Source organism: Runella sp. R0.1_18 (genome assembly GCF_057652155.1).
This window is the reverse complement of sequence record NZ_JBYFCK010000004.1, coordinates 79,321-101,870: the sequence shown is the minus strand read 5'-3', so window position 1 is coordinate 101,870 and position 22,550 is coordinate 79,321. Positions and strand designations below refer to the sequence as shown.

The 22,550-nt window shown below is 44.3% G+C and carries 14 protein-coding genes and 1 pseudogene; 7 read left to right on the top strand and 8 right to left on the bottom strand.

The window, feature by feature from the left end:
* Positions 1 to 96 precede the first annotated feature (96 nt).
* Positions 97 to 642, bottom strand: coding sequence for a ferritin (locus tag AC23P2_RS08395; RefSeq protein ID WP_487772772.1), 546 nt, complete (start codon positions 640 to 642; stop codon positions 97 to 99).
* A 230-nt stretch (positions 643 to 872) separates the two neighbouring features.
* Here AC23P2_RS08395 and AC23P2_RS08390 point away from each other — a divergent pair, with 230 nt between their 5' ends.
* The gene (locus AC23P2_RS08390) at positions 873 to 3,410 is read left to right on the top strand and encodes a glycosyl hydrolase (protein WP_487772771.1); all 2,538 of its coding nucleotides are present in this window, start codon (positions 873 to 875) and stop codon (positions 3,408 to 3,410) included.
* A 157-nt stretch (positions 3,411 to 3,567) separates the two neighbouring features.
* Here the strand turns inward: AC23P2_RS08390 and AC23P2_RS08385 are convergent, their stop codons facing one another.
* From AC23P2_RS08385 to AC23P2_RS08370, 4 genes are all read right to left on the bottom strand, one after another.
* Complete coding sequence (locus AC23P2_RS08385) at positions 3,568 to 6,258, bottom strand: ABC transporter permease (protein WP_487772770.1); 2,691 nt, start codon at positions 6,256 to 6,258, stop codon at positions 3,568 to 3,570.
* A 31-nt stretch (positions 6,259 to 6,289) separates the two neighbouring features.
* Entirely contained in the window at positions 6,290 to 6,625 is a 336-nt protein-coding gene (locus AC23P2_RS08380) for a PadR family transcriptional regulator (RefSeq protein ID WP_487772769.1), read from the bottom strand.
* A gap of 134 nt (positions 6,626 to 6,759) precedes the next feature.
* Positions 6,760 to 7,194 (bottom strand): DUF5990 family protein, encoded by a 435-nt coding sequence (locus AC23P2_RS08375; protein ID WP_487772768.1) that lies wholly within the window; start codon positions 7,192 to 7,194, stop codon positions 6,760 to 6,762.
* A gap of 106 nt (positions 7,195 to 7,300) precedes the next feature.
* Positions 7,301 to 8,569, bottom strand: coding sequence for a DUF6438 domain-containing protein (locus AC23P2_RS08370; protein WP_487772767.1), 1,269 nt, complete (start codon positions 8,567 to 8,569; stop codon positions 7,301 to 7,303).
* Between the two features lie 418 nt (positions 8,570 to 8,987).
* Between AC23P2_RS08370 and recQ the strand changes: the two genes are divergently transcribed.
* Both recQ and AC23P2_RS08360 read left to right on the top strand, forming a co-directional pair.
* Positions 8,988 to 11,144 (top strand): DNA helicase RecQ, encoded by a 2,157-nt coding sequence (recQ, locus tag AC23P2_RS08365; RefSeq protein WP_487772766.1) that lies wholly within the window; start codon positions 8,988 to 8,990, stop codon positions 11,142 to 11,144.
* A gap of 18 nt (positions 11,145 to 11,162) precedes the next feature.
* Positions 11,163 to 11,234 (top strand): annotated as a pseudogene (locus AC23P2_RS08360) (type II toxin-antitoxin system HigB family toxin); the annotation flags it as partial.
* A 238-nt stretch (positions 11,235 to 11,472) separates the two neighbouring features.
* Here AC23P2_RS08360 and AC23P2_RS08355 read toward each other — a convergent pair.
* Positions 11,473 to 13,539 (bottom strand): S9 family peptidase, encoded by a 2,067-nt coding sequence (locus tag AC23P2_RS08355; protein ID WP_487772765.1) that lies wholly within the window; start codon positions 13,537 to 13,539, stop codon positions 11,473 to 11,475.
* A gap of 85 nt (positions 13,540 to 13,624) precedes the next feature.
* Between AC23P2_RS08355 and AC23P2_RS08350 the strand changes: the two genes are divergently transcribed.
* Complete coding sequence (locus AC23P2_RS08350; protein ID WP_487772764.1) at positions 13,625 to 14,206, top strand: Uma2 family endonuclease; 582 nt, start codon at positions 13,625 to 13,627, stop codon at positions 14,204 to 14,206.
* 4 nt (positions 14,207 to 14,210) lie between these two features.
* Here AC23P2_RS08350 and AC23P2_RS08345 read toward each other — a convergent pair whose 3' ends face one another.
* Together AC23P2_RS08345 and AC23P2_RS08340 are read right to left on the bottom strand one after the other, a co-directional pair.
* On the bottom strand, positions 14,211 to 18,851 hold the full coding sequence (locus AC23P2_RS08345; protein ID WP_487772763.1) for a YCF48-related protein: 4,641 nt from the start codon (positions 18,849 to 18,851) through the stop codon (positions 14,211 to 14,213).
* A gap of 82 nt (positions 18,852 to 18,933) precedes the next feature.
* Positions 18,934 to 19,455, bottom strand: a complete 522-nt coding sequence (locus tag AC23P2_RS08340; RefSeq protein WP_487772762.1) for a gamma carbonic anhydrase family protein — start codon at positions 19,453 to 19,455, stop codon at positions 18,934 to 18,936.
* Between the two features lie 180 nt (positions 19,456 to 19,635).
* On the opposite strand from AC23P2_RS08340, the gene AC23P2_RS08335 reads away from it, so the two are divergent.
* The 3 genes from AC23P2_RS08335 (at position 19,636) to fcl (ending at position 22,531) form a co-directional block, all read left to right on the top strand.
* Complete coding sequence (locus AC23P2_RS08335; protein WP_487772761.1) at positions 19,636 to 20,667, top strand: sensor histidine kinase; 1,032 nt, start codon at positions 19,636 to 19,638, stop codon at positions 20,665 to 20,667.
* Positions 20,668 to 20,739: 72 nt separating this feature from the next.
* Positions 20,740 to 21,510: a LytR/AlgR family response regulator transcription factor gene (locus AC23P2_RS08330; RefSeq protein ID WP_487772760.1), complete on the top strand. Its 771-nt coding sequence runs from the start codon at positions 20,740 to 20,742 to the stop codon at positions 21,508 to 21,510.
* A 79-nt stretch (positions 21,511 to 21,589) separates the two neighbouring features.
* The gene (fcl, locus tag AC23P2_RS08325; RefSeq protein ID WP_487772759.1) at positions 21,590 to 22,531 is read left to right on the top strand and encodes a GDP-L-fucose synthase; all 942 of its coding nucleotides are present in this window, start codon (positions 21,590 to 21,592) and stop codon (positions 22,529 to 22,531) included.
* The last annotated feature ends 19 nt before the right edge of the window (positions 22,532 to 22,550 follow it).

Genomic DNA, 22,550 nt, shown 5'->3' with positions numbered 1-22,550 from the left:
AAGTCAAAAATAAAAGCGTACCGCAATAATTACGGTACGCTTTTATGACTGCGGATTGATAGATTCCTTCGGAATGACAAAGGCAATTCCCCTTTATTACGCTTCTGCTTCGCCAGCGGCGCCAGGGTAAGTTACCCTTGCGATTTCCATATCAATCGTAAAACGACCAATACCTTCTTCTCCAATCACATCAAACAATTCGACTTGACGGCGGGCAATGTATTCTTCTTCAATTTGCTCTTTCACAAACCACTGTAAGAAGTTTTCGGTGGCGTAGTCGTCGTGACGGCGGCTGATACCTACCAAACGGTTGATAGCCTGCGAAACCATGATTTCTTGCTCCAACGCCGTTTCAAATACCGAACGAAACGATGGGTATTCTTGGGGAATGCCTATCACTTCAGGGGTGATGGCCGTTCCGCCCATGTCACAGATAAACTTAAAGATTTTAAGCATGTGGCCTCGTTCTTCGTCCGCCTGCGCGAAAAAGAAATCGCCACTATGCGAGTAGCCGTTGCGATCGCACCAGGCTGCCATGGCCAAATATTTTGCCGAAGACTCGGCTTCCATTTTTACTTGAGCGTTTAGCGCGGCTTCTAACTCTTCTTTCAAAGACGTTCGCAAACGTGTGGTGTCTTTCATAGATTATATTCGTTTAAAATGGGAAGTTTTCTCGTTTTTTTACAACAATACTACATCCTTTGGGGCAAAATTGTTCTATTTTGGTCATGCTTCTCTAAAATTTGGAATGAGTCTGAATTTGAGAAACCTAGGTTTTGCAGGTGAGTAGAGGTAAGTTAATCAAAATTCGTCTTTTTAATTGCGTAACATTCTTCAAACCGAGTCATTTATCACTCTAACTAGCTACACAAGTGAAATTCAAGACATGGGTAGTGGCACTACTTTTGGCGCAGTCAGTCGTGGCAATCGCCCAAACAAACAACTCAGCCTCATCACCCCACCTTAATACCGCCAAGCCATGGACCTACTGGTGGTGGCTGGGAAGCACAGTCACCGAAAGCGACATTACGTGGCAGCTCGAAAGCTTTGCCAAAGCGGGTCTGGGAGGCGTTCACATTATCCCTATTTATGGTGTCAAAGGACTTGAAAAACAGGCCATCCCTTATTTGAGTCCGCGCTGGATGGAGGTTCTTTCTCATACGGTTCGGGAAGGAAAACGACTTGGGCTGGGCGTGGATATGACGACGGGAACAGGCTGGCCGTTTGGCGGGCCGAACGTATCGCCTGAGTTTGCCGCAAAAAAATGGCAATTTGTAGAAGGAGAGTTGAAAAGCGCCCTTACCAAACAGGCCGTTAAACGCGCCGCCCCTGGGGGCGAAGGACTCGTACTTGACCCTTTCTCGGCCAAAGCCATGCCGCATTATGTGCAACGCTTCGATTCGGCTTTTGCCAACCTAAAAGAACGGCCCCGTGCGATGTACAACGACTCGTACGAAGTTTATGGTGCCAACTGGACGGATGATTTTCTAAACGAGTTTCAAAAACGGCGCGGCTACGACCTCAAAAGCCAATGGGCAGCTTTTACGGACACGACCACGGCTTTGGTCAAAATCGACTATCACCAAACGCTGTCGGAGTTGTTATTAGAAAATTATGCCAAAAAATGGACTGATTGGTCGCACAAACAAGGGTTCATTACGCGCTACCAAGCCCACGGTTCGCCAGGCAACTTACTCGATTTGTACGAAGCCTCCGACATTCCCGAAACCGAATCCTTTGGTACGAGTCGGTTTCCAATCAAGGGACTCCGCATCGACGACCAGTATGAAGTTGACCGTTTTGGAACGCCAAACGCCCTCGCCATGAAATTTGCGAGCTCAGCCGCGCACCTTGCCTCCAAAAAATGGGTAAGCTCCGAAAGTACCACGTGGTTGGCCAATCACTTCAAAGTCTCGCTTTCCCAAATCAAGCCTCAGTTGGATGAGCTGTTTGTGTCAGGTATCAACCACTTATTTTACCACGGCACTACGTACACCCCCAAAAACGAGTCTTTCCCTGGCTGGTTGTTTTATGCTTCCACCAACTACGGCGTTCATTCCCATTTTTGGAAACACTATCCGTTGCTAAACAAGTACGTAGAACGTTGCCAAACGATTTTACAAAACAGCCAGGCCGACAACGATCTGTTGGTTTACTTTCCTGCGCACGATTTGTGGGCAACCAAAGCCCGTGCCAGCGGAGGCATTCACTTGTTAGAAGTTCACCACGTGGACAAGTGGTTGTTAAAACTTCCTTTTGGACAACTTAGTAACTGGCTCTGGGACAACGGTTTTTCGTTTGATTTCATTTCCGACAATCAGTTACAGCGTTTTGCGTCGTTGGCGACCAAAAAGTACAAAACAATTTTAATTCCTGCCACCACCCACCTACCCGAAGCGACACTAGCACGCCTTACGGAATTGTCAAAAACGGGAGTTAAGGTAGTTTTTATGGAACATTTACCCACCACCCCGACGGGTTTTGCCCAACAAACTGAGGGTACGGCGTCATTCCAAAAACTCCTCCAAACGTGGGCAGCGCAACAGACCCACTTTCCAAGTCTTGGAGACTTGGAAAGTGTCCTAGCCACCCAGAAAATCCGCCAAGAAACGTGGGCTAAAAACGGCTTACGGTACATCCGTAAAGTACAAAATGGCAAAGTGATTTATTTTATTGCCAACCAAAATCAGCTTTTCAGTGAGGGATGGATTACGCTCGCTACGACCGCTCAAAAGGTATCTGTGTACCAGCCGTTGACCGATAAAACGATGCAATTACCCATTAGAACGGAACAAGGAAAAACACAGGTATATCTCTCCCTTCCTTCAGGCGAGTCGTGCTTTTTAATGTTGGATGTTGCCTCAAACGTTGGAAAGGTCTTAAACCTTTCCAACGCTCAAACTTTCCCCCTAAAGGGCAATTGGAAACTAACATTCGTTGAAGGCAAACCCTACCTACCCGCCTCCAAAACAGTTTCTGAGGTAGGTTCATGGGCAAGTTTATCGGATTCGGCCAGTTATTTCTCAGGAACGGCGCGCTATTCGTTGACTTTTGATGCCCCTACGGGCCTCCAAAAAGCCAGCAAAGTAGTATTGGATTTGGGGGATGTCCGCGAAGTAGCCGAGGTGACGCTCAATGGGCAAAAAATCGGCACGGCTTGGAGCTTACCCTTCCGTCTCGAATTACCTGCTGGTAATCTGAAAGCCAAACAAAATACCCTTGAAATTGAAGTCACTAATCTTTCGGCCAACTACATGCGCCTCCGCGACACGCAACAACCCGACTGGAAGAAATTTCAAGAAATCAACATGGTGGACATTCAGTACAAGCCTTTCAACGCATCGAAGTGGCAGCCAATGCCGTCAGGATTATTGGGGGAAGTTAAAATAGACTATTGGGAGAAAAAATAATTTATTTTTTTGCAACGCTACCTCTCTAACCAACGTACAGGTAAGTAAGAAGATGATTAGATAGATAATCGTATTCGTTTTTATGGCTGTTAGAGAGAGAAAATCGCCGTTGGTCCTACCGACGGCGATTTTTTGTTTTAGTTACTTCCTCCAATCTCTATTCCGCTCGTAACGATTTTACGGGATTCATCAACGCTGCTTTGACCGCCTGAAAGCTTATCGTCAAAAAAGCAATTCCTACTGCCAATACCCCCGCAAGGGCAAAAATCCACCAGTGAATTTCGATTCTGTAAGCAAAGTTGTCCAACCAATGGGTCATAGCATACCACCCAATCGGCGAAGCAATGACAATCGCTATAACAATCAGTTTCAGAAAATCTCTGGAAATTAAAGCTACAATTCCTATTACCGAAGCCCCCATCACTTTCCGAATCCCAATTTCTTTGGTTCGTTGCTCAATGACAAAGGCCGAAAGCGCAAACAAACCAAGCCCAGCAATGATGACTGCCAACATCGAAAATACCGTAAACAATTGCTTAGTACGCTCCTCCGCTACGTATAACGAGGCGTATTTTTCATCCACAAAATGGTATTGCAACGGTACATCAGGGTTAAATTCTTGCCACTGTTTTCGTAATTCTACCAAAAAGCTCGACACGTTATTGGTATTAATTTTCAGCACCAGCCCTCCGCCATTGTTTCCAAGCATCATCACCAGCGGAGCAATTTTTTGTTTTACCGAAGTATAATTGAAGTCCTTAACAACTCCAACTACTTTAAATTCAGCCTGTCCCGACCGCACAATCGACTTTCCGATGGGATTGGTACCGTTCCAGCCAAGTTCACGCACGGCAGCTTCGTTGATGATGACTCCTGCTGAATCGGTTGAAAAATCCTTTGAAAAATTTCGACCTTGTACCATCGTCAGCCCTAGCGTGCGGACGTAGTCGTAGTCAACGTGAAAAATATCAGTATGGATTTCCGTCCCGTTTCCTGTTTCATTTTTAGGAAAAATTTGCGTACCGTCTATGATTCCACTCGTCGGAATATTCCTCGAAATACTTGCTGAAAGTACGTTTTTATGCTGTAGCAACTGTTGCTGAAACGCCAATTGATTGGTACCCAACGCTCTCGTATCCGACAAAAACAAAAGTTGGTCTTTATCATACCCCAGTTTTTTGTTTTGCATAAAATGCAATTGACGACTAACAACCAAGGTCGAAATAATCAATACCGTGGAAACGAAGAATTGAACCACAATAAGTCCATTGTGCAACGAGGTCTTTTGGTTTTTGGGGCTAGCAAGCACACCTTTCAGGTTCTTCAAAATAGTAAATGACGAAAGGAAAAAGGCTGGATAAATCCCTGCCAGCACCCCCGCCAAAAAACTTACCGAGCACAACACCAATATCATCTGCCCGCTGAGGAAAAACGTAAACGTGGTGTGCTTTCCCGTTACTTGATTGAAAAAAGGCAACAAAAGAAAAATCATTGCGTACGCAAACAACATGGCAAAAAACGTGAGCAAAACCGACTCTATCAAAAACTGGAAAACGATGTGCTTTTTGATTGAGCCCATTACTTTGCGGATACCCACCTCGCGCGACCGTCTCACCGCATAAGCAGTAGAGAGATTGGTAAAATTGGCACACGCCAAAAACAAAATAAAGAAGGCCAGAATCGAGAAAATATAAACGTATTGAATATCGCCGTTGGGTTCCAGTTCGTATTTGGTATGAGAATACAAGTGGATATCGGTCAAGGGTTGTAACGTAAAACGAAACGTATCGACTGATTTTTGTGCTTCTGCAAGGCTAATCCCCATGTCACGCTGCACCTCAGGCACCACGTATTTGGCTACCAGCTGTGGAAACTTTGCTTCGAGTTTTTTGGCATCGACGTTATCGTTCAGTTCCAAATACGTATAATACCCCACATTACTCCAAGTTGGCTGCGGAAGATGAAAGGTAGCCAAGCTCAAAAAAGCATCAAAATGAAAGTGGGAATTATCAGGCAGTTTATCAATAAGACCTGTGATTTTGTAGGCTGCTTTCTGCGTTCCAATCGCCAATGATTTGCCCAACGGGTTTTCGTTGCCAAAGTATTTATTGGCTAAATCTCTGGTAATAACCATGCTGTAAGGCGCTTTCAACGCCTCTGCGGCATTTCCTTCTATGAGCGAAATCGAGAACAACGATAGCAACCCTGCATCGGCAAACGCTAAGTGCTCTTCTCGGAATTGTTTGTCTTCAAATTTCACAAAGTCACTCACCGATAACAGCCGCGCCGCTGCTTTGACCTCAGGAAATGCCGTTTTTATTCCCTCTCCCACGGCGGCATCGACATGGGGATACACCGCCACGTCGCCGTTTCCTGTCACAGCCACATGGACACGGTAGATATTGCGGGCGTTGGCCGCAGATGTGTCATAGTTCAGCTCATTGTACACAAACACCGAAATGAGCATAAAGCACGCAAGCCCCACCGACAACCCTAGAATATTGATGGCGGCAAATACTTTGTTGGCGGCTAAATTCCGCAGCGCAATTTTGACATAATTACGTATCATATCAGGACTAAGTAAAAAGCGTTTTGGGTATGTATCAGGTTTTCGTCTAAAGAAAAAAGGCGTTAAATAATGAAGCACTGCCCACGCGTATGCACGGCGGGCACGCGCAAGACCCACTTCTTGGGTTTGCTTCTGAAAAATTTCGTACAGATCTCCTTGCAAATCTTCGCGTAGGTGCGGTGCTACAAACCATTCCAAGAGGCGGTCGGCCCAGCGAGGAGGCTTCACGGGGTCATTGGAGCGGCTTCGGGTTTTTAATTGTTTCTTTGGGATTGCCATAACGAACTGTAAACGGTAAACTCCAAACCTATTAACCAATCAACTGTAACTTTCCTTGCGGGATCGCTTTCCAAAGCTGATCACGCAGGTCTTGGATTTCCTGCAAAGCTCGGCTACCCAAGGCCGTTACGGTAAAAAAGCGTTTGCGGCGTCCGCCGCGTTCAGCCGTTGCCCCTCCCATTTCCGAGCTTAAAAATCCTTTTTCCTCCAACCGATACAGCGTAGCGTGTACTGCACTGATGGTAATGCTTCGCCCCGTTTGCTGCTGCAACTGTTCCCAAATGATAACACCGTAGGCGTCTTCCGAACAACCTGCTACCACGAGCAAAACAATTTCCTCAAACTCCCCCAGAAAGGTTCTTTTCATCTTAATTATTGATTCAGGATGATTAGTTATAATAATGCAAATCAAATCTTGTGCCAGTTACTAAAATGGCTTAATTTGGCCTTTTTAAGCCTATTGAGTAGGGAAGTTATGTCCAAAAACGGACAATAGTTGTACTATTGTGGACACGAGAAGAGGGCGTTTTTGACCCCGCCACAATTAGGCCCACCGTCTTTTCCTACCCCTGGAACGCGTACTTCCAATACCGCTTGTTGTGCCGTATCCAGCTGTTGAATCAACTCCCACGTAATACCCTTCAGTGGAATTTTGAGCCGACGACTCCACAGCGTATCTAGTTGTCCCGCCGCTCGGCCAATGTCGATATAGACAAAACGTTCTTTAGGAGGGCCTTGCGTCACTGCCCCCAGGAAAACGGGTGATCCATCCACCGAGGGCTTCACGCGCACCGTTGCTTCAAACGTCAGGTCATCTCCCGTCGATTTTTGTTTTTGCAGGGTAACATACGTATGCCCACTCCCCTGTTGAATCCCAAAATCGGTGTCTGCCGTTGGTTTTTCTAAAATAATGCGAAGGTTAATTTCTTTTTCCATGGCTTGGGCTATTGAGTAAAAGTACACAATAAAGGTTTAGTAACTTTTATCTTACCTACCACGTCTTAAAAACAGCCATCTTTGTGGGGACTTGAGGAAGTTTTAATTACTGACTGTCTAAATGAAAAGGAATATATGGATATTCTAGTGGACGATTAAAAATAATGGGCACTAAGAAATTGGTACCAATATCCAGTAACAATTGTTCTCCTTCTAAGGTCTCTGCTAAAATAAAGCGGCCATTCGTTTTTGCTCTATTTTTAATCTTGTACATCTTTCCATCTAACAAGATAAGGCTATAGTATTCTAACAACACATCCTCTAAATTTCCATTGATGTCAACTGTGCTCCAATTTTTTTGTTTTTCAATAACATAATTTAACGCTACGTTTACCTGAGTACCTTTTAAAATCCTTGCTTTCAAAAGCCTTGACCAAAGCCAAAAACTCTCTGAATGAAGCAGTCTATATTGCTTTTTTCCTTCATCTAAAGAATACTTAAACGACATTTCGCTGGGTTGAACTTGGTTGGATTCTCGTAAATTGGCTAAGTTATCTATGCGATTCATCAGATAGATATAGGCACTTGTAAACTCTTGGGGGCTCTGATGTCCATAATCATAGACTGATTTTACTATTTTACCATCTTTAACAAAAGTAACTTCTACCGACTCATCATCAGTATGTGAAGCCATGTAGATGTTCTTTATGCCCTGTTGGTATCCTTTCCTGAAACGAAACCAAATCACATCAAGCAATTCTTTGGGTAATTCTCCCTCATAAAGACCTTTTTTTACAGTGTGCTTTTCTGCGGCGTAAACCACCTTTCCATCAGCTTTGATTATGACTGACATGACTGGGCAAGTGCCATAGCACCCAGACGAGCTTATGACAAGCTCATCAAAATCACTTTTATTGACTTTATTAACTCGCACATACTTAGTCTCCCAATGTTTTTCTCTCAAAATCAGCGTATCTTTTATCAGATTAATTTTCCCCCTAGTCTGCCACTGAATACTATCTGGGTCAAATAGCTGAAGTTCTTGCCTACTCGTAATTCTAAAACGCCTCCGATTTCCATTATAGAGCTTAACTGTTGAATCGTCACGATAAGCCCATTTATTTCTCCAATAGTCTTGAAATGAATAATGCTCCAATGAATCAATGGAGTAAAAAAATAGCTCGTCATACAAAGCTCCTCCAGGGAGAGCAGGAGGAGGGGGTGGTTCATAGGGGTCGAATTTGATTGCATCTTTAAGGATATACTCTTGTTTTACAGCAATCCAGTACCCCTTAAATTTAGACGTGTAGCCAGACTCACAGGCTTGGCAGGCAATACACAAAGTGCATACAAATACAAAATATGCTTTCCTCATTTCCTAAAAAATTTACATAGCTTGTTCAACATAAAACGCTTAACATTGCAGCCATAGTCAATTTGAAAGCATTCAAAAAAACAGGCTTTTGAGCAAAAAAGACCTTGAAAAAAAGCAATTACATCCCCGTTTCTACAGGAAAATCACCTTAATAACCTAGCATCTAGGTATGATATATTACGCCTCCTCTGGTGCTTGATTGATCACCTCTTACTTAATTTTTACTAAGATTAAACCTCGCTGAGGTTTTTTTAAACATGAATCATAACGTATTTGATTACCCTCTCAATTAAGAGTGCTTTGCTGGTCTTCGTACAAGTTTAGTAACTTTTATCTTACCTACCACGTCTTAAAAACAGCCATCTTTGTGGGGGCTTGGGCAAGAGCTTGATTTATGGATTGACTAACGAGTAAAATAATGTCTTCGACTAAAGAACAAATCTTAAAACAGTATTTTGGGTACGATACCTTTCGGCCGTTGCAAGCCGAGATTATTGATTGGGTATCGGCAGGAAACGATTGTATGGTGCTAATGCCCACGGGTGGGGGGAAGTCGGTCTGCTACCAAGTGCCAGCCCTCATGACCGAGGGCATCACGATTGTGGTATCGCCGCTGATTGCCCTGATGAAAGACCAAGTGCAGGCATTGCGCGGCAACGGTGTCGAAGCCGCTTACTTCAATAGTACGCTGAGCAGTAGCGAACAATACGCCATCGAACGGCAGTGCTACGCGGGCGAAATCAAGTTGCTGTACATTGCTCCCGAAAAACTCCTAACTCCAAGCTGCTTAGACTTTGTCAGAGCACTCAAAGTCAACCTCATTGCCGTGGACGAATCGCACTGCGTGTCGGTGTGGGGGCATGATTTTCGCCCAGAATATACCCAACTCCACGTGCTCAAAACGGCTTTCCCTGACGTCCCGATGATTGCCCTCACGGCCACGGCCGACCGCGTTACTCGTCGCGATGTGTTGAAACAATTGGGCATTCCAGAAGCGCGGGTTTTTGAGGCATCGTTTGACCGTCCCAACCTCTCACTCAATATTTTGCCAGGTCGAAATCGTATCAAAGTCATCGAACAATTTATTCACGACCACCCCAATCAGCCTGGTATTATTTATTGTTTAGCCCGAAAAACAACCGAAGATATTGCTTTAAAATTGCGTGCAAAAGGCATTAATGCCCGCTTTTACCACGCCAAAATGCCCGCCGAAGACCGTTCTGCGGCCCAAGATAATTTTCTCCGTGATGATGTGCAGGTCATGGTAGCTACCGTAGCGTTTGGGATGGGTATTGACAAATCGAACGTTCGTTGGATTATTCACTACAATATGCCTGGCAACGTCGAAAGTTTTTACCAAGAAATTGGACGAGCAGGGCGCGATGGCCTCAAATCGACGACGATGCTGTTTTACAGTTTTGCCGATTGGATGATGCGCCGCGATATGATTGAAAATTCGGAATTGCCGCAGCAAATGAAAGACATTCAGTTTGCTAAACTCGATCGCATGAAGCAATACGCCGAGGCCGACCACTGCCGCCGCCGAATTTTGCTGAGTTATTTCAACGAAACCGTCGAACGCGATTGTGGTAACTGCGACGTATGCCGCAATCCTCGCTCAAAATTCGATGCTACCGTATCGGCACAAAAAGCCCTGTCGGCCATTGCCCGTACCGACCAAAAAATTGCGATGGGAATGCTCATTGATGTTTTACGAGGCTCACACAACCGAAATGTCACCGAACGTGGGTACGATAAAATCAAAACGTTTGGCGTAGGCCGCGATTTGCGCGCCGAAGAATGGGCCGAGTACTTGACCCAAATGCTCAATTCGGGCGTTATGGACGTGGCCTACGACGAAGCACACGCGCTGAAACTCAACGAGATCTCGTGGCGAGTACTGCGCGGTGAGCGCAAAGTAGAGCTTGTGCGTTTTGAGTCGTACGAAGAAAAACGCAAACGCCAAGAAGAACAAGCCGAGCCCGTCAAAACCAAGAAAGAAATCATCCGCGATGAGTTGTTTGAACGTTTACGCAAGGTACGCAAACGCCTGGCCGAAGAAGAAAACGTTCCCCCCTTTGTGGTATTTTCTGACGCTACGCTGGCTGATATGTCCGAAAAACGCCCCGTTAACCGCATTCAGATGCTTCAGGTATCGGGAGTGGGGGAAGCCAAAGTTGCCCATTACGGCGAAGCTTTTATCAATGAAATTTTGGAGTATGCCCGCGAAAAAACGACCCCAGGGACTCGCATCGTCAGCGGGATGACCTACATCGAAACCCACGATTTATACAAGCAGGGACTTTCGCCTCAGCAAATTGCGCAGCGCCGAAACCTAAACGAACTGACGATTTACTCGCATTTGGCCAAACTTTACGAAGATGGCCAAGAGATTGACCTTTGGCAATACCTCACCAAAAACGACTACCGCACCATTACGGAAGCGGCGGAGGCGCTCAATATCGCCCCCAACGCCGCACTCAAACCGCTTTTTGAGCATTTAGAGGGGCATTATGAATATTATAAGTTGCGAATTGCGCTGGCTTTGTGGGGAAAAAATAACAACAAAGATTAGTGGTAGTCGCAAAGGAATAGTCGAGTTGTATTTAACATCAAAGGCAACGATTATCGCTTAATTGCCAGATTGAACGTATTAAAAAAGTAGCCTCGCTGAGGCTACTTTTTTAATACGTTCAACCTGCTTAATTGCTGAAATTGATTGTAATTACCAGTTTGTTTATATCATTTGTATGGGTTCCCATAAAGAATATGATCGCAACGGAGAACCGTAGAATTGACGCTACAACAATTGAGTACAATGGATAATATCGAAGGAGAAAATCTTAAACAAAAAGATTTCCTCCCTTACATAGGTGACAAAGCAAAGGTCTGAATATCCCTTTTTAATCCCCGCTTCCTAGCTTCACCAAACTCAGCATAAACGCATATTCCAAGGCAATGTCTTTCAGGCGTTTGAAGCGCCCCGAAGCACCGCCGTGGCCTGCTTCCATGTCGCAATGAAAGAGCAGCAAATTGGTATCCGTTTTTAATTCGCGTAGTTTGGCCACCCATTTGGCAGGTTCCCAGTACTGAACCTGCGAGTCGTGCAAGCCCGTCGTTACCAACATGTTAGGATAGACTTGCGCCGTTACGTTATCGTAGGGGCTATACGACTTCATGTAGTCATAATAGATCTTTTCGTTTGGATTTCCCCATTCTTCGTACTCTCCCGTGGTTAGCGGGATGGTTTCGTCGAGCATGGTCGTGACCACGTCCACAAATGCTACTTGCGCCACCATGCCACGGTACAGCTCTGGCGCCATGTTGGCTACGGCTCCCATCAACAACCCGCCAGCACTGCCGCCCATGGCAAAGAGGCCGTTTGACGAAGTCCACTTTTCGTGAATGAGGAATTGGGCACAATCAATAAAATCGTTGAAGGTATTTTTCTTGTGCAACATCTTGCCGTTTTCGTACCAATTACGCCCCATTTCTTGTCCTCCACGAATGTGGCAAATGGCAAACGCAAACCCACGGTTCAATAGACTCAACCGTGCTGAACTAAACGACGGGTCAATGGAATAGCCGTACGAGCCGTAGGCATACTGGAGCAAAGGCGCATTACCGTCTTTGACAAATCCTTTTTTATACACAATCGAAATCGGCACCAAAGCGCCATCACGCGCAGGGGCAAACAGACGTTCGGTTTGGTAATCGTCTTTGTTAAATTCTCCCAATACTTCTTGTTGTTTGAGCAACACCCGCTCACGGGTTTCCATGTTGTAATCAAAGGTGCTGCTTGGGGTCGTCAACGAAGTATAGCCGTATCGGAGTGTCACGGTATCAAAATCGGGATTGGTACTTACGTAGGCCGTGTAAGCGGCTTCGCCAAAATTGAGGTAATGCTCCGTCTGATTACGTTGGTCTATCACCCGAATGTGCAGTAATCCTTCCGAGCGTTCTTGCACAACCAAATGATTCCGAAATACTTCCAATCCCTCAAAATATACCTCTTCACGGTGCGGAATCACCACTTTCCACTGCGTCGTATCTGCGTGGGCGTCTTCGGCGACTTGCATCAAGCAAAAATTGAACGCCCCATCTAGGTTGGTTCTAATATAAAAACGGTCTTCAAAATGATCTACCGAATACTCATGACCGCGCTGTCGTGGCAAAAACGACACAAATTCGGACGTTGGCGCATCGGCACGGAGGAGCAAGTACTCCGTCATAATGCCATTTTGGTCCGACGAAATCGCGATGTATTTTTTAGATTTCATGCGATGAAGCCCCAAATAAAACTGGTCATCTTCCTCTTCAAAAACCAGTACATCTTCGGTCGGAGACGTACCCAACACGTGTCGCCACACTTGGTAGCCAAGCAAAGTTTCGGGGTCTTTGCGAATGTAAAATACCGTTTGATTATCCGCCGCCCACGCGTAGTTTCCTCCTTCGGTATCAGCAATCGCCTCGGGATACAGTTCCCCCGTTTTTAGGTTTTTGAAGCGCAGTGTATATAACCGCCGACTTACGGTATCTTCCCCAAAAGCGGCGACTTCTTCGTTGTCGGAGATTTCGGGGAAGGTAGCATTGTAATAAGATTGTCCTTCGGCCAATTCGTTGAGATTGAGCATAATTTCCTCCTCAGCCTCCAACGTTTGGTATTTTCGAGCGTAAATAGGATACTCACCGCCCTGCTCATAACGAATATAGTACCAATAGTTCCCATCTTTGTACGGCACCGATTCGTCCTGCTCTTTAATTCTTGACTTCATTTCCACAAACAATGCCTCCCGAAGCTCCTTCACTGGCGCTAACATTGCGTCTGTATAGGCATTTTCAGCCGTGAGGTAGTCGATTACTTCTTGGTTTTCGCGGTCGCGTAGCCAGTAATAGTTATCAACCCGAACATCGTTATGAATTTCTAATGAATGTGGCTTTTTGCTGGCTTTAGGTGGCTGTATCGTCATGGAAAAATAGATTTGTCGGCTTTTGATTTAAACCGTAAAGTAAGGCAGTTTTTGAGAAATAATTTATTTTTGCTAAAAAACTGCGATGATTACTGACATTAACTCTCTCGACCCCAACGGTACTTATACCTACGCCGATTACTTGAAGTGGCGATTTGAGGAGCAAGTAGAGCTGATCAAAGGCAAACTCTACCGAATGTCGCCCGCTCCCAAAATGGCGCATCAATGGGTATCTGGCCAACTATCCTATATGTTACGGAGGCACTTCGAGGGTAAGGTATGTACTATTTTTGACGCCCCGTTCGATGTTCGCCTGCCCATTGGCAATGACCATTTTCCCGAAAAAATCTATACGGTGGTCCAGCCTGATATTTGCGTCATTTGTGACGATACCAAGCTGGATGAAGACGGTTGTTTGGGGGCGCCTGATTTGATTGTAGAAATTACCTCTACCTCAACCTACAAAAAAGATTTCAACGAGAAGTTCAATTGGTACGAAAAAGCGGGAGTTCGCGAATATTGGATTGCCATTCCTAGCGACAAAGCAATCCACGTTTATTACCTTGAACATGGACAGTATCAACTCGGTGGCATTTACGACCAATCCCCCGCCCAATCCGTTATTTTTGAGGGATTTGAGGCAGCATTGGAGAAAGTATTTCGGTAGCCTTTTATCGCCAACTACTCGCTTCAAAGCTCGCACCCATGGGGACTTTGAACACCGCTCCTTGTTCAATCAAAATATCTTTACACTTCGCTTGTTGGGTAACTGGGACGTTAATCACATGAGGTGATTTTATGATTACATTTTGAGTAATCGTAGGCACTTGCCCGCAACTCCAAACCGAGGACTCATTCCAGTTTCCCGACCTTACCGTTTGGAGGACTCCCACCCCTGCCGAAGTCACTATAACGGGCTCAGAAGCACAAGTATTGGCAGATTCAAATTTCATGATTCTGTTGTTTCCTACTATCCACCCTGTGGAAGGATTAGTAAAATACATACCAGTATTCGTGTTAAAATGATACGATTTCTTCCACGTAATACCACCATCCGTCGTTGAAAAAGCATTATCAACTCCCAAGATCCAACCATTATTCTGATCTAAAAACTGTACCCGAGGATTATAATTATAACTGTAGAGATTAGCAGCAATATAACTATACGTATTTGGGTCAATATTCTGCTTGACCCAAGTCGTACCCCCATTGATAGTTTTATAAACCCCCTCTTGTTCAGAAGCTATCGCCCAGCCGTTAGACTTACTGGTAAATTGCACAGAGGTAAACTTGCCATTAGCATTACTGATTTGATGTTTCCAAGCCTCGCCACCGTTATTCGTCGTAATGATAACTCCACCTTCACCTACAGCCCACCCTTGGTTTGTATCAATGAAATATACACTTTTAAGGTTTTGAGGGGTAGGACTATTTTGCTTTATCCATGTTAATCCACCATTATTAGTTTTATAAATTCCTCCAAAATCGCTTACAATCCATCCTATGTAAGTATTTAAAAAATATACGCTATTAAAATGAATAAAACTATTAATATCACCCACTGGCTGCTGTACCCACGTTTGACCACCATCAGTTGTTGCCAAAATACCATTGACAAAACCAGGGTTTTTATCACCTACCATCCAGCCATGTGTATCATTTACAAAAAACAAATCATAGTAATTATTATCAAGGACTTGAGATGTCCATTTTTTACCTCCATTGATGGTTTTGGCCAAAACCCCATTTCCAACAGCAAACCCTATAGTATCATTGATAAAATGAATATCCCTGTAAAAACGTTGGGGAATCTCGCCTACAGATTTCCAAGTAATAGCTCCATCACTCGTTTGAGCAATGGCTCCGTTTGCTCCTACCAATAACCCTTCATTGGCATTTTTCATAAAAAAATTTCTCAATCCAAAAGGAGAGTTATCACTTGCTTCTCTCCAAGTTACTCCCCCGTCAGTTGTTTTATATATTTTACTATCACCTCGAATCCAGCCAGTAGTTGAATCAATAAATTGTATTTTGTCCAAGTTATTGACTGTGCTAGCGATTTGATGAACCCAAGTATTTCCTCCATCGACAGTTTTTAGAATAGTACTATTGTCACCTACAATCCAGCCATTGAAAGCATCTATAAAAGTAATACCCTTTAGTGCACTTGTTATATTTAAGTGTCTAGGCATCCAAGTATTACCCGAATCAGTGGTTTTGAGAAGTAGTCCCTGACTAGCAGTCACCCAGGCAGTAGTGGCAGATATTGCTTTTACATCATACAACACATTGCCCAATATACTCAGTTTCATTATCCAAGTATTACCCCCATCAGCTGTAGTATAAATATTTCTTCCACCTACAATCGCCCACCCTCTATATTCATCAGCAAACGAAGCAGCATTTATACTGCCTCCAGAATTCAAGTTTTGGGTTATCCAACTCTCTCCTCCATCCATGGTTTTTACAATAGTACCACTGTATCCCACGGCCCAACCTATTGATGATGATACCATTTTAATGCTTGAAAGATGCTCTTTGGTACCACTAGGACGTGTTTGCCAAGTAGCACCTCCGTCTGTTGATTTTAAAATAACTCCATCGTTACCCACAGCTATCCCCAAAGAAAAAGTAGGAAAAACGACACTGTTTAAATCAGTTGGGGTTATTTCACCCGTTTGACTCACCCACGCTCCTGCCACCACTGGTTCTGCAGTATAGCTACCTGCATTTGCGTCTGTGTAGGTACGCCCATTGACAGAACTAACGGGTATCCCATTCTTTTTCCAGAGAATAGTTGTTGAACTCGGTACATTTTCTGCCTTTAACATGACGATTTGGCACGTCCCAGTAAGAGTACTATCTATTCTCACTTTCGGTATAACACCAACTCCCATAAACGTCTGAGCGTTGCACCCGTTACTATCCGTACAATAGGCATTGTAAGATGTAGTTGAAGCAGGGCTTACGGTAATACTACTTGTCGTTGCTCCTGTATTCCAGTGCAACGTTCCATTACAGCCTGTAGCTGTCAGTGTAATGCTATTACCACTGCAAAGGACATTTTGCGAATTATTGCTGGTGATAAACGGAGCTGCAGGTGATAACATATTAAGTATTACAGCATTGGATACACAAAGAGTCGTAACTTTAGTGTATTTCATAATAACACCATTATGGCTTAGTCCCCAGCCGCTTTGCGTATCCGCAAAGCTAATTTGAGCGAATGTATCATAAAGCCCAATAGGTTGCCATACCCATGTATTTCCCCCGTCAGTGGTTTTCAAGACTCTATTTTTAGCAGAAGTAGTTACCCATCCTTCGTTAACATTGGGGAAAGACATACTTAAACTGGCTACTCCATCCCCATTGCTGTTCTGAGAAACCCAAGTATTACCACCATTAGTAGTGTGTTTCATAAGAATATCCCCCCCCACCCAACCATTGTTGCTGTCTTTAAAATAAACTAAGGATAAATAATTGGATGTACCAGAGGGCACAGTTGCCCAGTTTTGACCACCATCTGTCGTCTTAAGCTGCACCCCATTATTCGACACTACCCAACCTGTGTTGGCATCTATAAAATGAAAGTCATTGATGGAGTAGCCTACGTTCAAAATGTTCCACGTACTTCCGCCATCCACCGTTCTAAAGATATTAGTCCCATAACTCGAAATCCATCCCGTCGCCGCATCGAGAAATTGTACTTTTTTAAAATTCCAACCTGAGCCTACATTTTGAGACGTCCACGTGGTTCCTCCATTGATTGTTTTTCTAATAGTCCCACTATCTCCTACTGCCCAGCCCGTATTGGCATCCACAAAATCAATACTTCTTAGATAATTGCTTGTACCACTATTTAAAGCCAACCAAGTTTTTCCTCCATTGGTGGTTTTATAAACTGTGCCATTTCTTGCCCCTAAATAGACTTGCGTAGCATTTATTGCCTTTATGCTTGAAATAGCGGAGGTAACTGTTTGGCTGAATGTATTCACCCAACTAGTACCTGAGTTTGTTGATTGAAGGATTGTCCCAGCAATGCCCGTTGCAACAACATTAGTTGTACTACTGGCATAAATAGCTTGCAATGGCGAGGAGTTTTGCTTGGAGATTTCCCAAGTTATCCCCCCATTGATGGTCTTGTAAATAGCGTTTCCAGACGTTAACCACCCCTCCATCGTACTTGTAAAGAAGACCGAAGAGCCTCCATTAGAACTTGAATCCCACGTATTTCCTCCATCGGTAGTTCGATATACTTTATCATCAGAAATAATCCAACCATGAGTAGATGAAACAAAAAATACATCATTCAGCTTACCTGCCTCTCCCAGAGTCATAGTCTTCCACGTTCTCCCGCCGTCGGTAGTCTTTTTAGGCGTGTCGAATCCCACTACCCACCCTTCCAAGGAAGAGACAAAGTGAATATCTCTTTGGTGGTACATACCCGTATTTTGGATAGTCCATGTAGCCCCCCCATTGGTGGTTCTCAAAAGAGTACCGAAAGGAGAATTGGCTACTATCCAACCATTATTGGCATCTATAAACGTAATCTCATCATAATATCCGCCATAACTTATGCCCACATTATTCACACTATTCCAACTTAATCCGCCATCGGTAGTTCTTAAAAGAATGTATTCCCCAGCAATCCAACCGACTGAAGCATTAATAAAATGAACACTTAAAAGATTATTAGTGGTAGGAGAACTAGCTGGATTCCAAGTAATACCGCCATCGGTAGTACGCTCTATTATGCCTAAATCGCCCACGGCGACTCCTACATTGGCGTCCGCCATGTGTATATCGTTAAAATTATGCCCATGAGGGAGAGGGCTTTGAAATACCCACTCTCCTTGATGAGGGAGTTCAGCAGTATAACTACCTACTTGGGTGGGGGTGTACGTAGTACCTGATACCCCATCAATAATGTTTCCATCCTTTCGCCACACCAAAGAGGAACCATTCGGCGCTCCGCTGGCGGTAAGAGTCGTGTTACCTAGTGTGAAGCACTGCCCAGTGTTAGAACTTACTGTGATAACAGGCTGCACAATTGGCGAAATACTCGATACCGTCTTCACTTCATTCGTCATACAGGTAGCGTGATAGGTGGTCGTTACCGTAGGTACGACGGTAATAGTAGTACCTGTGGCACCTGTATTCCACAACAGGCGTCCTGTGCAGTTAGTGGCCGTGAGGGTAATAGGAGCCCCAGCACAAGTGCTTTCAGGGCCTGTCAGTTCAAACGTACTTTGGGCATACACAGCAGCACTCCAAACCACAGAAAACAAGAAAAGTAGCAAGTGAATTCTCATATCTATTTTTTAAGATGGTATAATAAAACATGGAATTCTATCAATCAGTAATTAGTGTATGAAAGAGTTTTTTTTATCTAAACTATCTCTCCCCCTCCCGAAACCACCCCGCGTACATCACATAGTTGTTGGCAGTGCGCATAAATACTTCTCCTAATTCGGGAGTAACATCTTTGAGGTACTTGGCGGGGTTTCCAGCCCAAATCGTCCCAGGAGGAATCACCTTCCCTTGCGTCACTACTGCGCCTGCGGCAATGATAGAACCCGTACCGATGTGTACATTATCCATCACAATCGCGCCCATTCCAATCAGCACTTTGTCTTCAATCGTACAGCCGTGAACGATCGCATTGTGGGCGATAGAAACGTGGTTTCCAATAATCGTTTTTGATTTTTGGTAGGTACAATGAATCACCGCCCCATCTTGGATATTGACATAGTCTCCCATTTGAATGGTGTTGACGTCACCACGTACGACGGCATTAAACCACACTGTACAATGTTCGCCCATAATGACTTCCCCGACCACCGTAGCGTTGTCGGCAAACCAACACGTTGAACCATATTTTGGAGAAAGCCCGCGAACAGATTTGATAAGCGCCATAATGAATGTCGAGTTTAAGAATTTAGCGTGTCGAGTTAGCAAGTTTGCCTTTTTACTGAAGGCTATCGGCTAACTACTTATACCGCAAATATACCGTTTCCAGTCGTTTTTTGGCGCCTTCATAAACCAACTATTGTGGGTTAACGCTTAACTTTTTTCCTTTGGCAAAAAATAGATTGCATGTTCTCAAAATTCCCCCCCCAAACCCGCATTATAGCAACGGTCATCGCTGTTTTGCTTTTTTTGTCTTTTCTCATGCGGTGGTATGTGTTTGGCATCGAATGGTACATCAACCTTATCTTAATGCTGATTTCGGGGAGTATGATGACTGTTACATGGGGCTTTTTTAGTCAATTTCACCGTTACTTAGACAAGATTTTTCCTTACGAACGAGGTATTTTTCTGCGCATTGTCCCTCAAGTTTTAATCACATTCGGATTTGTTTATGCCATTTCTTGGTTTGTCATGTGGCGAGTAATAAGCTTGTTTAATTTTGAAGAGATTATCAACAAACAATACACTCCTCTGGCGCAGATTGCGGGCTATTTTGCACAATTTCTGGTCGTTGTTCTCCTAAATGTACTTCACTTAGCTGAGTATTTGTTTCGCAAATGGCGCGAAAACGCAACCCGCGCGGCTGACCTTGAAAAGGAAAAAGCCCAAGTTCAATTCGACAATCTAAAAAATCAATTGAACCCCCATTTTTTGTTCAACAGCCTCACCTCGCTCGATAGCCTCATCCAAGATAGTCCCGAACTCGCACGGCAATTTTTGCAACAATTGTCAAAGGTTTTCCGATACGTTTTGCAGCATAAAGACAAAGGGTTGGTATCGCTGCAAACAGAGGTAGAGTTTATCAAAAATTACGTTTTTTTACTTAAAACACGCTTTGAGAATACATTATGCATTGATTTTCAAATTCAGGAAGAGGCCTACGATAAAAAAATCGCCCCCGTTACACTACAAATCTTAATTGAAAATGCACTCAAACATAACGTCATCAGCCAAGAACACCCCCTGACAATTCGCATCAGTACGGATGGGGCTTACCTGAAAGTAGAAAACAACCTCCAACTCAAAAAGAAAGTCGAAACCTCCAACAAACTTGGCTTACAAAACCTCCGAACGCTGTATGGTTTTCTTACCGATAGCTCATTTGAAACCATTGAGCTTAATGGGAAATTTGTCGCCTACGTCCCGCTGATTGAATAATAAAGTTTGAAGAACCACCCCATTTTTCTCATTTTCAAATTACTCAATTTTCAAATTATCCCCTTATTCTCCATGACCATTTTAATCATCGAAGATGAGCCATTGGTGTCCAAAAATATTGAGAAGTTAGTACGCGAGCTCTCACCTGACGCCTTTTTACATGGCCCTTTGGCCAGTGTCGAAAATGCGTTAAAGTGGTTTGACGAGCATCCCGAACCCGATTTAATTTTGGCCGATATTCAGTTGGCCGATGGGGTTAGTTTTGATATTTTTCAAGAGCGGACGCTCAGTTGCCCTATCATCTTTACAACCGCCTACGATGAGTACGCCATTCGAGCATTTAAACTCAACAGCATTGACTATCTTTTAAAACCCGTTGATAAACAAGAGCTTCAGCGTTCTTTTGACAAATTTCAGCGCTGGAAAAAAAACGCCTCTGACGATTTTTTCCCAGCCCAACTTCGGGATTTACTACAAGACTTAAATGCGCATTCCCCAAAAAAATATAAACAACGCTTCACAGCTCATCACCAACGCTCCGTGGTGGCCGTAGCCGATACCCGCATTGCGTATTTTGTGCGTGACGAGGTCATTTGGCTAGTGACCATCGACCATCAACGTCTGATTACCGACTACCAGTCGTTGGACGAAATTGAAGAACTCCTTGACCCCGTGCAGTTTGTCCGAGCCAATCGGCAGTACATCGTCCGCAAAGAGGCTATCGAAAGCTATCGTACGCATTACTCGGGTAAAATAGAGCTTCTCTTAGCTATTCCTGCCAAAGATGAAATAGTCATCAGTAAAGACCGTGCCGCAAGTTTTCGGGTGTGGTTTGAAGAATAAATAAAAGCTAGAGCTATAAGGTTTTAGAAACCTTATAGCTCTGTTGTGAAACCTCATTAGGTTTAGTTATTTTTGTGGTATGGAAAAAAACGCTAAAATCTACGTAGCGGGCCACCGAGGAATGGTAGGCTCAGCTTTGGTACGCCGTTTAGAATCTGAAGGGTATCACAACCTCATCGTGCGTACTTCGCGCGAGCTAGACCTACGCAATCAACAAGCTGTGGCTGACTTTTTTGCGGCCGAAAAACCAGACTATGTATTTTTGGCAGCTGCCAAAGTAGGAGGCATCATGGCCAACAATATTTACCGCGCTGATTTTTTGTACGAAAACTTACAAATTCAAAACAATGTTATCCACAGTGCTCACGTGGAAGGTGTGGAAAAGTTGATGTTTTTGGGCTCGTCTTGCATTTATCCTAAATTGGCTCCCCAACCGCTCCAAGAAGATTCGCTCCTTACGGGGCCGCTCGAATACACCAACGAACCGTATGCCATCGCCAAAATTGCGGGTATTAAGATGTGCGAGTCGTATCGCAAACAATACGGCCGCAATTACATTTCAGTCATGCCTACCAACTTATATGGCCCCAACGACAACTACGATTTGAACAATTCGCACGTATTGCCTGCCATGATCCGTAAGTTTCACGAGGCAAAAGCCGAAAACAAACCTTTCGTAGAGCTTTGGGGAACAGGTTCGCCTCTGCGTGAATTTTTACACGCCGATGACCTTGCAGACGCTTGTGTGTATTTAATGAAAAATTATGACGGCGAACAGTTCGTCAACATCGGAGTAGGTGAAGATATCACTATTAAAAACCTAGCCGAGCTCATCAAAGACACCGTTGGCTACGAGGGCGAATTGCGTTGGAATACCGATAAACCAGACGGAACACCTCGCAAATTAATGGATGTTTCGAAACTACACAGCATGGGTTGGAAACACCGCTACAGCCTCGAAGAAGGTGTCCGAATCACCTACCAAGATTTTCTCCAAAAACTAGAAGAATACGCTGTTTAACAGCTTTTTAAGACCCGCA